This window comes from Bacillus sp. LR_5 (assembly GCF_042709275.1).
The window spans coordinates 1-9,752 of the sequence record NZ_JAVAXX010000244.1 but is presented as its reverse complement, the minus strand read 5'-3'; the positions used below and the strand labels follow the sequence as shown (position 1 = coordinate 9,752).

Below are 9,752 nucleotides of genomic sequence, written 5' to 3'. Positions count from 1 at the left end.
TGTACGCCTTACTAGGTAAGGCAAATCATTGACAACCATTAACCTTATAATCTTTACTATTTTAATTGTCTTAACAGCATTTTTTGTTGCGACTGAATTTGCGATAGTAAAGATCAGGTCATCAAAAATTGACCAACTCATATTAGAGGGAAAAAAAGGTGCCGTATCAGCCAAAAAGGTCATTACTCATTTGGACGAATATTTGTCAGCTTGTCAATTAGGGATCACGGTTACAGCGTTGGGAATTGGCTGGGTTGGAGAATCGACTTTTGAAGTGATTTTGCACCCCTTATTTGCTCATTTTCATGTAAGTGAAACAGTCTCACATGTATTGATCTTAGTGATTGCTTTTGTGATGGCGACTTTTTTGCACGTTGTAGTTGGAGAACTTGCTCCTAAAACACTCGCTATCCAAAAAGCGGAAACCATCACTCTTTTGACTGCAAAGCCAATTATTTGGTTTTACCGCATCCTGTTCCCTTTTATATGGTTTTTAAATGGTTCAGCCCGGTTTATAGTAGGACTCTTCGGTTTGAAACCTGCATCAGAACATGAACTTGCTCATTCTGAAGAAGAACTGCGCATCTTACTGTCTGAAAGCTATAAGAGCGGTGAAATCAATCAAAATGAGTTGAAATATGTAAATAATATTTTTGAATTTGATGAAAGAATCGCCAAAGAAATTATGATTCCGAGAAGAGAGATCGTAGCGATTTCTAGTGAGGATTCTTATGAAACTATTGTTAAGGCCATTAAGACAGAGAGCTATACAAGGTACCCAGTCCTAAATGGAGATAAAGATTCAATCATTGGTTTTATCAATGCTAAAGAATTCTTGTCAGCTTATATTGACACAGACCAGAAGATAAAAGAGGATTTCAAGTTAGAAAATCATATCAACCCTGTTATCCATGTTATTGAATCCGTTCCAATTCATGATTTATTGGTAAAAATGCAAAAAGAGCGAACACATATCGCTATTCTTGTGGATGAATATGGCGGCACTTCAGGTTTAGTCACTGCTGAAGATATTCTTGAAGAAATTGTCGGGGAAATCAGAGATGAATTTGATAAAGATGAAGTGCCTAATATTAGAAAAGTAAATGATAATCACTATATCTTAGATTCGAAAGTGCTCATTGAGGATGTAAATGATTTATTGGGAACGACGTTAGAAAGTGACGAAGTGGATACAATAGGCGGCTGGTTTATGACTCAACAAATAGACGCTGCAGTTGGGTCCGTTATAGAAGCCGATGGGTATATTTTTAAAGTGTACAAAACAGTTGGCCGGCATATTAATTATTTAGAAATTGTCTGGAAAAAAGAATAACATCTGGATAAAACACATGAGATTTTGACTAATAAGATGCTTAAAGCCTGAGATGAAATTTTCATCCAGGCTTTTTTAAACAATGATCTTGCAGTTTAAGTAGGTAATCATTATCGAAGTTCAAACGTTTCTCAGCAAAAAAGGAGGCCTGGATATCTATAGCTCTTTTACCATTACCTTCTCACCATTAAAGTCGAGTTCACCATTAAATTGAAAACCAAACCTTTGATAAAGGCGTATAGCATGAATATTATTTTCAAATATACTTAAATAAATTCTTTTGCATTTATATAGCTCAGCAAGGTGCTGAATGAGGGCTTTAAGCATTTTCTTCCCTAATCCTTTTCCCTGATAGCGTTCGTCAATAAAAAATCGGTCAAGCCAGACTCGTCCGTTTTTATTATCTTCATCATACTCGGGAAACAATCCATACATTGCAAAACCGACTAGATCTCCTTCATAGTAAAGCCCGACAGGTTTATAATAGTGACATTCGTTTGCATCCTCTAAACATATTTTTGTAGATTCAATATATGATAATTGATTCTGGCTGACATGTAGATCAAGAATTGCAGCACGATTATCATCAGTTACTCCTTTTATTTTTATACTCATACTACATTCTCCTTTTTTCTTATCCCGGTATCCTGATATTGCTAAAACTCAGCTTAAACTATATTCACGTCAAGCAACATGTAGCCTATCAAATTAAGTACCTTTTCTTATTGTGCCTAACCAGGGGCATTCCCTGCATCCAAATGACTTGACTTTATAGAAAATGAATTAATTCAAAGCTGCAGCATCATTCTTTTTTTCTTTCCAAACCATTGTAAGACCAAGGCCGACAATCATAACGAAACCTGCAAAAAGGAAAGGATAATGAATGTTAAGATCAAATAGTATACCGCCTAGAGCAGGTCCAAATATATTTCCCAGGCTGGTGTATGTGGAGTTCATGCCTGCTACGAAACCCTGCTGGTTACCGGCCATATTGGATAAATGAGCGGTTAAGGCCGGACGTAGCAAATCGAACGCCAGAAAAATAAAACAAGTTACAAGCAAAACAGTTAAAAATCCTGACATAACAGTAGACACGAAAGCCAAGATCGCACCGGTTATTAAGCACAGCTGAATCATTCTTTTCTCTCCAAGTTTGTTGACCAATTTCCCGAATAGTAAAACTTGAATAACTACCGCAACAATGGAGCTAATCGTAATAATGGCTGCAATATCTTTTGGTGTGAAGCCAAATTTATGATCAGAAAACAAGCTGAATACCGTTTCATAAGCTGATAAACCAAAAGCCATTACAAAGACGATAATAAATGCAATGAAATAGACAGGATGAATGGATCTCTTCAAGTCTTTAATGAAATTTGATTCCTTTGTATGAGATGAGAGTTGATGGCGTTCTTCTATCGACAATGACTCTTTTAGTATAAAAACGGAAGTGACAGCTGCTATTAACGCGATGGCGGAGGCGAAGAAAAACGGCATGCGGATGCCAAAGCCGGCAATAAATCCTCCCGCACCAGGCCCAATAATAAAGCCGGTGCTAATTGCAGCAGAAACATACCCCATAGCCTTTGACCTTTCCTTTAGGGTTGTAATATCAGCTACATATGCTGTTACCGCGGGCATGATAAAAGCCGCACTTACACCACCCAATATCCTCGAGAAATAAAATATTGAAACATGGGTCCCTAATCCGAAAATCAACTCAGATAAACTGAATATAAGCAACCCGAGAATAATCATTTTTTTTCTCCCGAAACGGTCAACCCACCTACCTGCAAAAGGTGAAGTAATTAACTGAGAAATGGCAAAAGCCGCAACAAGATAACCCATTGTGCTGCCGGATAAATGCATGATTTTCATAAAAGAAGGCATAACTGGAATGATTAAACCGATACCAAGAAATGCTACGAAGATGTTGCTTAATAGTATAATGAATATCGTTTTTTGCTCATTTATTGATTTTTTCATCTGAATTCCCCTTTTACTCAATTGAACCCTTTTTACCTATCCTTTTCGCTTGAAGCTTTTTTCAAGTACAATCAAATCATAAGGTATATGGTTACCGTATAGTCAAGGAGGTTTTTATGAGCGAAGATGTTAAGAAGTATTTCACAACAGGGGAGTTTTCGAAGCTCTGCCGTGTAAAAAAACAAACCTTATTTCATTATGATGAGATTGGTCTTTTCTCGCCGGAAATAAAAAAAGAAAATGGGTATAGATATTATTCCTATCATCAATTTGAGATTTTTCAAGTCATCAGCCTATTTAAAGAGCTTGGGGTTCCATTAAAAGAAATAAAGTGTCTAATAAAAGGAAAAACACCAGACAAGATCCTGCATGTTCTAAAAGAAAAGTCTATTGAGATTGATAAAAAAATAAATGAGCTTAAGCAGTTGCAAACGATCTTACAAACAAAAGTGGCGCTTACTGAACAAGCACTTGAGACTGATTTTTCCTCAATTTCTTTTGAATATTTAAATGAAGAAACATTCATGTTAAGCCGAAAAACATTAAACTTACCGGAACGAAAATATGTGGCAGCCATTTCAGAACTCATTCATGAAGTTCAGCAAAATGAATTAGATGAAGGATATCCGATAGGCGGAATCTTTGCACGGGAACAAATCTTAGAAAAAGACTTCTACAATTACAGTTACTTTTATATAAAAGTAAAAAATGGGGGAGAGAACATAAATTATCATGTACGGCCAAAAGGCCTGTATGCAGTTGGATATGAAATAGGCGGAAATACTGAAGAGGCGTACCGGAGAATCATTGAGTTCATTGAAAAGAATGGAATGCAAATAGGGGAAAATGCATATGAGGAATATATGCTGGATGAGATGGTAGTTGACGGGTATGAAAATACATATGCAAAAATCCTCCTTCAAGTTAAAGAGGTGTAAGATTACGAGATTTTCATATGGAAAAATTGTTTCTGTTGTGTGCCCAAAAAGAATATAAACTGGTTTACTAAAAGCGAGCCCACATACAGGAGACGGTACAAACGGCACTGGGAACCGCAAGTCTATCGGCGTTGAAATATGCTATAACGATTCAGGAGGCGCTAAATACTACGCTGCTGAAAAGCTGGCCATCAAGGCGCATCCAAAGAGATAAATATAAAAGAGCTGGGATAGGGGGGACAAACAACATAATTCCGTATACTCTGTTGTTGTGCTATGTAAATGTTCAAAAGCCATTTAGGATCGTCGACTTTTGATAATCCATCATATAAAAGTGTCATTCGATGTCTTGTTAACAAAGGCTAGTGAAATTCAACATCCAGAAAACGATTACAAGGTCGGTGATAAATTATTCATCCGTGAATCAAACGGTGATCGAAGATTCATTTTTGTGTTTAATATGAGTTTTCTTGATTTAGCACACTCCCTTAATAAATGCATAGGATACTATCACAAAAATTTATAATTGTGGGGATCAAAAAATGTACTATAACCCTTTTTCGCCTCAATGTTATTATTATGTGACTGTACCGATGTATAATGATGGAAGATCTGTTTATTGGACTATTCCAAATGAGATGGGGAACGTACACAGAGGTGCCGATTTGCGCTCTTCATATGAAGATAGAAACCTTCTTTTGAAGGATTATGGACCAAAACCATTTGTTGTAAATATCAATAGAGCCACAAAACAAAACAATACGTTCCGTACTGCTTTATGGACAGGAAAGCATTTTCAAGTTACTTTGATGAGTCTTGGTATTGGAGAAAACATTGGTTTGGAAATCCATCCTAACGTTGACCAGTTCTTACGGATTGAGCAGGGGCGTGGGATCGTCAAAATGGGAAAGAGCAAAGATCATTTGAACTTTCAAAGAAATGTCTATGATGATTCTGCCATTGTTGTCCCTGCCGGCACTTGGCACAACGTAATTAATACAGGAAATACGCCATTAAAACTTTACTCCATTTATGCTCCTCCTAACCATCCATTTGGTACAGTTCATGAAACCAAAGCAGATGCAGTGGCTGCGGAAGATTAGCACAGATATTCTGCAGAATTCTAGAATAATTAAAGTCACATCCAGCATGAAACATGGGGAACCAGTACCATGCTAATGAAACCCCATTTAATATCCAAGCAGCGTGTCTTGTGCTAATTTTAAGTAATTGATAAATAAAGCCGATTTAAAATTAAATCGGCTTATTGCTTTATTCGAGTTCCTTTTAGCAGAATTGGCATTATCGAATGTAAGTATTTTTTCAATCCGCGGATATCGAAATGAATCTATCAGCTCAAAGAAAGTAACTTTCACACTTGACTATATACCTATGGGGGTATATTATTGTTTTGTGAATAACAAAGAGTTAATAAGGTGGTGTAAGTAGTATCAATTATTTAGTTATTGCATTCCTGCTTATTTTTGTGATTATCATTGCAACGTATAGACGTTATTATCCTATAACCGGAATCTCTTGTATCCATAAAGATAAATTAAAGGCTATGGACATCACAATATTAGATATTCGCCATTATAACGATGTACCCAATTTTTCGGATAATATTATTTTAAACATCCCATATGCGTATCTAAAACGTTTTTATTTAGAGATTCCACGTGATAAAATACACATAATAGCTCGTGACCGGGTGGAATTAAATTTAGGAGTGCGTTTTCTAAAGCGCAAAGGTATCCATGTAAACAGTTATGAACTGGCAGCATGTAAATGTAAAAATAAATGAAAGAAAGGATTTCATTGATATATGGAGTATGATCAAAAGATTAAAAACCGCTTACGACGGATTGAAGGACAAATTAAAGGTGTATTGACTATGATGGAACAAGGAAAAGATTGTAGAGAGGTTGTGACCCAATTAGCAGCTTCCCGTAATGCGATCGATCGAGCGATGGGTTTAATTGTGAGCACAAACCTTGAACATTGTGTTCGTGAAAGTTTAGAAAAAGGCGAAGACACACAAAATTTAGTAAAAGAAGCAGTCGACTTATTGGTAAAGAGCCGATAAAAATTCATCAACCTAAGGTTGACGAATTTTTATATGCGTTATATTATACCCCCTATGGTATTTAAAGAGTTGAATAAAAGCAGATCTTTCGAAAAAATTTTTTGACTTTAATATACCCGCAGGGGTAATTAGTTGGGGGAATAAACATGACAGAACAAACAAAACGCACAACAATTGTTTTATTTAGCGGGGATTATGATAAGGCAATGGCAGCCTATATTATTGCAAATGGTGCAGCTGCCTACGATCATGAAGTGACGATCTTCCATACTTTTTGGGGATTAAACGCTTTACGTAAAGAAGAGCTGATTCCAGTGAAAAAAGGATTTCTTGAAAAAATGTTTGGAAAGATGATGCCTCGTGGTGCTGATAAGATGGGTTTATCTAAAATGAACTTTGCAGGTATGGGCCCTAAAATGATTAAAAATGTGATGAAAAAGCATAATGCACTTCCTTTGCCTCAGTTGATTGAGATGGCTCAAGAACAGGGGGTAAAGCTCGTAGCTTGTACGATGACAATGGATCTTCTTGGTTTACAGGAAAAAGAACTATTAGATGATATTGACTATGCTGGTGTAGCAGCTTATTTGGCAGATGCTGAGGAAGGCAGTGTCAACTTATTTATCTAATGCTACTCATTTACTCATTGCTAAGCGGAATGAGAAGTTTAAAGGCAAGTAAAAATATTGAAGAAACAAGGATTTAAAAAGATCACAAATATAAAAGGGGCATGAATACATGGTATTAACTTCTAGTGAGAAACTTTTTGTATATTTATATACCCCCACCCCTATATGAGAAAAGGAGGAAAAAAATGATGAAAGCAACTATTGTACTAGACGCTAAAGGTTTGGCGTGTCCAATGCCTATCGTAAAAACGAAGAAGAGAATGAAGGATTTAAAAGCTGGTGAAGTATTGGAAATTCAAGCAACAGATAAAGGTTCCACAGCAGATCTGGAAGCATGGGCAAAAAGTACAGGCCATGAATATCTAGGTACTGAAGCAGAGGGAGAAATACTTCGTCATTTTCTTCGAAAAGGAGGAGAGCATTCATCAGAAAATGCATCTTCAATTCCTGAGATTTCATTAGAAGCTTTCAAACAGAAAGTGGATAGTGACGAGTCTCTTAACATTTTAGATGTACGAGAGATAGAGGAGTATGAAAAAGCTCATATTCCTGGAGTTGTGCATATCCCTCTTGGTGAAGTGGAAAAGCGCTCTAATGAATTAAACAAAAATGATGAAATTTATATTATCTGCCATTCGGGAAGAAGAAGTGAAATGGCGGCCCACACCATGAAAAAACAAGGTTTTAAAAAGGTTATTAATGTTGTCCCCGGTATGCGGGATTGGACAGGTAAAACCGAATAAATAAAAAGCATGATGAACAGATGAGTACAAGAGTAGCGATTATTGCGGCAAATGGCGGTCTGTTTGATGCTTATAAAGTCTGTAATATTGCGACAAGGAAAAGAGCATGTCGCAGAAGGTTGTAGGAACGCAAATGTGCCTTCTATTCTTAACTGATTGAAATGGGAGTTGCATGAATTGGTTGTCAAATAACGATGGACGTTATGGGTTTAACAAAAGATGATTTTATGGAAGGAATCGAAGTAGGCGGGGCTGTTACCTTTTTAGATTTTACTAAAGATGCTGATGTATCCTTAACATTTTAGTCCCGCTAAAAGATTCGATATAGGAGGTATTGAAACATGACCGTAAAGGCAATGACCCCAAAAGAAGTGACAAAAAAAATCTTTAACAAAGAATCTTTATTTATTCTGGATGTGCGTAATGAAAATGATTTTAACGATTGGAAGATTGAAGGACATGACTTTGACCATTTAAATGTACCGTATTTCGATCTTTTAGATGGCGTAGAAGATATCTTGGAGAAAATTCCTTCTGATAAAGAAGTGCTGGTTGTTTGTGCAAAAGAAGGTTCATCCGTCATGGTATCCGAAATGCTATCTGAAGCAGGTCATTCTGTATCCTATCTTAAGGGTGGAATGAAAGCATGGAGCGAACATTTAGAGCCGGTAAAAGTCGGGGATTTAAAAGATGGCGGTGAGATGTATCAGTTTGTTCGAATCGGTAAAGGCTGCCTGTCATACATGGTCATTTCCAATGGTGAAGCAGCAATTATTGATGCGACACGTATGGTAGATTTCTTTATGGATTTTGCGAAGGAGAAGGGTGCAACGATTACTCACGTATTTGATACACATCTTCACGCGGACCATATTTCAGGCGGCAGAGTCATTGCTGAAAAAACAAAAGCAACCTACTGGTTACCGCCTAAAGATGCTGAAGAAGTGGTATTCGATTATCAGCCGTTGGAAGAAGGAAACGACATGATCATTGGAAATACAACGATTAAAATTCAACCGATTTATTCTCCGGGGCACACGATTGGGTCCACTTCTTTCATTGTCGATGATCTGTATCTTCTTTCAGGTGATATTTTGTTTATTGATTCAATCGGCAGACCAGACTTAGCCGGTATGGCAGAAGATTGGGTAGGAGATTTAAGAAAAACGCTTTATAGCCGTTACAAAGCGTTATCAAAGGATTTAATTGTATTACCGGCACACTTTATGATCATTGACGAGCTAAATGAGGATGGAAGTGTTGGTAAAAAACTAAGTACATTATTTAGCGAGAACCATGGTTTGAACATTGCGGATGAAACAGAATTTAGACACCTAGTAACAGATCATTTGCCTCCGCAACCAAATGCATACCAAGAGATTCGAGAAACAAACATGGGGAAAATCAGCCCAGATGAAGAAAAACAGCGTGAAATGGAGATTGGTCCAAACCGCTGTGCAATACGGTAACACAAGTTTCTATTAAAAAGAGGAGAGATGAACATGAAATCAGATAAAGTATTAGACGCAAAAGGCCTGGCATGCCCAATGCCAATCGTCAGGACAAAAAAAGCGATGAATGAACTGGAATCAGGTCAAATATTAGAAGTGCATGCAACAGATAAGGGAGCTAAAAGTGATCTTGCAGCTTGGTCTAAATCAGGCGGACATGACCTTTTAGAGCAAACTGATGAAGGTGAGGTATTGAAATTCTGGATTCAAAAAGGCTAATAATGTGAAAGGGTATCGAATAAAAAGATACCCTTTTCCTTTGAAAGGAGGAAACCAAAGTGGATATTGCCTTTATCACAACTCTTTTCATTATAGGGTTTATTGGTGCCTTTATTTCCGGAATGATTGGTATTGGCGGAGCAGTTATTAATTATCCAATGCTATTGTACATTCCTTCTTTAGTGGGAGTGATGTCATTAACTGCCCATGAAGTTTCAGGGATAGGGGCTATTCAAGTTTTTTTTGCGACACTCGGCGGTGTTTGGGCTTATCGTAAGAGTGGTCTTCTAAATAAAGCATTAATTAT

At 37.0% G+C, this 9,752-nt stretch carries 12 protein-coding genes and 3 pseudogenes; 13 read left to right on the top strand and 2 right to left on the bottom strand.

Annotation, left to right across the window (positions count from 1 at the left end):
- Window positions 1-28: 28 nt before the first annotated feature.
- Complete coding sequence (locus RAC86_RS29895) at window positions 29-1,333, top strand: hemolysin family protein (RefSeq protein ID WP_038429363.1); 1,305 nt, start codon at window positions 29-31, stop codon at window positions 1,331-1,333.
- Window positions 1,334-1,489: 156 nt separating this feature from the next.
- On the opposite strand, the gene bltD is transcribed toward RAC86_RS29895, so the two are convergent.
- Both bltD and blt read right to left on the bottom strand, forming a co-directional pair.
- Complete coding sequence (gene bltD, locus RAC86_RS29890) at window positions 1,490-1,948, bottom strand: spermine/spermidine acetyltransferase (RefSeq protein ID WP_015714357.1); 459 nt, start codon at window positions 1,946-1,948, stop codon at window positions 1,490-1,492.
- Window positions 1,949-2,116: 168 nt separating this feature from the next.
- The gene (gene blt, locus RAC86_RS29885) at window positions 2,117-3,319 is read right to left on the bottom strand and encodes a multidrug efflux MFS transporter Blt (protein ID WP_003229880.1); all 1,203 of its coding nucleotides are present in this window, start codon (window positions 3,317-3,319) and stop codon (window positions 2,117-2,119) included.
- A 116-nt stretch (window positions 3,320-3,435) separates the two neighbouring features.
- On the opposite strand from blt, the gene bltR reads away from it, so the two are divergent.
- The 12 genes and pseudogenes from bltR to RAC86_RS29825 all read left to right on the top strand — a co-directional run.
- Window positions 3,436-4,257 carry a multidrug efflux transcriptional regulator BltR gene (gene bltR / locus RAC86_RS29880; RefSeq protein ID WP_029727181.1) on the top strand — a complete coding sequence of 274 codons (822 nt, stop codon included), beginning with the start codon at window positions 3,436-3,438 and terminating at the stop codon, window positions 4,255-4,257.
- 82 nt (window positions 4,258-4,339) lie between these two features.
- Window positions 4,340-4,450: pseudogene (locus tag RAC86_RS29875) on the top strand (N-acetylmuramoyl-L-alanine amidase); the annotation flags it as partial.
- Window positions 4,431-4,574 carry a hypothetical protein gene (locus RAC86_RS29870; RefSeq protein WP_032679207.1) on the top strand — a complete coding sequence of 48 codons (144 nt, stop codon included), beginning with the start codon at window positions 4,431-4,433 and terminating at the stop codon, window positions 4,572-4,574. The pseudogene RAC86_RS29875 and the gene RAC86_RS29870, both read left to right, overlap by 20 nt.
- Before the next feature lie 225 nt (window positions 4,575-4,799).
- Window positions 4,800-5,360: a cupin domain-containing protein gene (locus RAC86_RS29865; protein WP_119899609.1), complete on the top strand. Its 561-nt coding sequence runs from the start codon at window positions 4,800-4,802 to the stop codon at window positions 5,358-5,360.
- A 383-nt stretch (window positions 5,361-5,743) separates the two neighbouring features.
- The gene (locus RAC86_RS29860; RefSeq protein ID WP_015714354.1) at window positions 5,744-6,061 is read left to right on the top strand and encodes a hypothetical protein; all 318 of its coding nucleotides are present in this window, start codon (window positions 5,744-5,746) and stop codon (window positions 6,059-6,061) included.
- A 21-nt stretch (window positions 6,062-6,082) separates the two neighbouring features.
- Window positions 6,083-6,343: a metal-sensitive transcriptional regulator gene (locus RAC86_RS29855; protein ID WP_003237170.1), complete on the top strand. Its 261-nt coding sequence runs from the start codon at window positions 6,083-6,085 to the stop codon at window positions 6,341-6,343.
- Between the two features lie 146 nt (window positions 6,344-6,489).
- Entirely contained in the window at window positions 6,490-6,972 is a 483-nt protein-coding gene (locus tag RAC86_RS29850; protein ID WP_015251635.1) for a DsrE/DsrF/DrsH-like family protein, read from the top strand.
- Window positions 6,973-7,157: 185 nt separating this feature from the next.
- A complete protein-coding gene (locus RAC86_RS29845) occupies window positions 7,158-7,715 on the top strand; it encodes a sulfurtransferase TusA family protein (RefSeq protein ID WP_015251636.1) in 558 nt (185 codons plus the stop codon).
- A 20-nt stretch (window positions 7,716-7,735) separates the two neighbouring features.
- Window positions 7,736-8,020: pseudogene (locus RAC86_RS29840) on the top strand (DsrE/DsrF/DrsH-like family protein).
- A 29-nt stretch (window positions 8,021-8,049) separates the two neighbouring features.
- Window positions 8,050-9,184: pseudogene (locus tag RAC86_RS29835) on the top strand (MBL fold metallo-hydrolase).
- 33 nt (window positions 9,185-9,217) lie between these two features.
- Complete coding sequence (locus tag RAC86_RS29830) at window positions 9,218-9,445, top strand: sulfurtransferase TusA family protein (RefSeq protein ID WP_268532243.1); 228 nt, start codon at window positions 9,218-9,220, stop codon at window positions 9,443-9,445.
- Between the two features lie 59 nt (window positions 9,446-9,504).
- On the top strand, window positions 9,505-9,752 hold a 248-nt coding region (locus RAC86_RS29825; protein WP_377886347.1), incomplete at its 3' end, for a TSUP family transporter.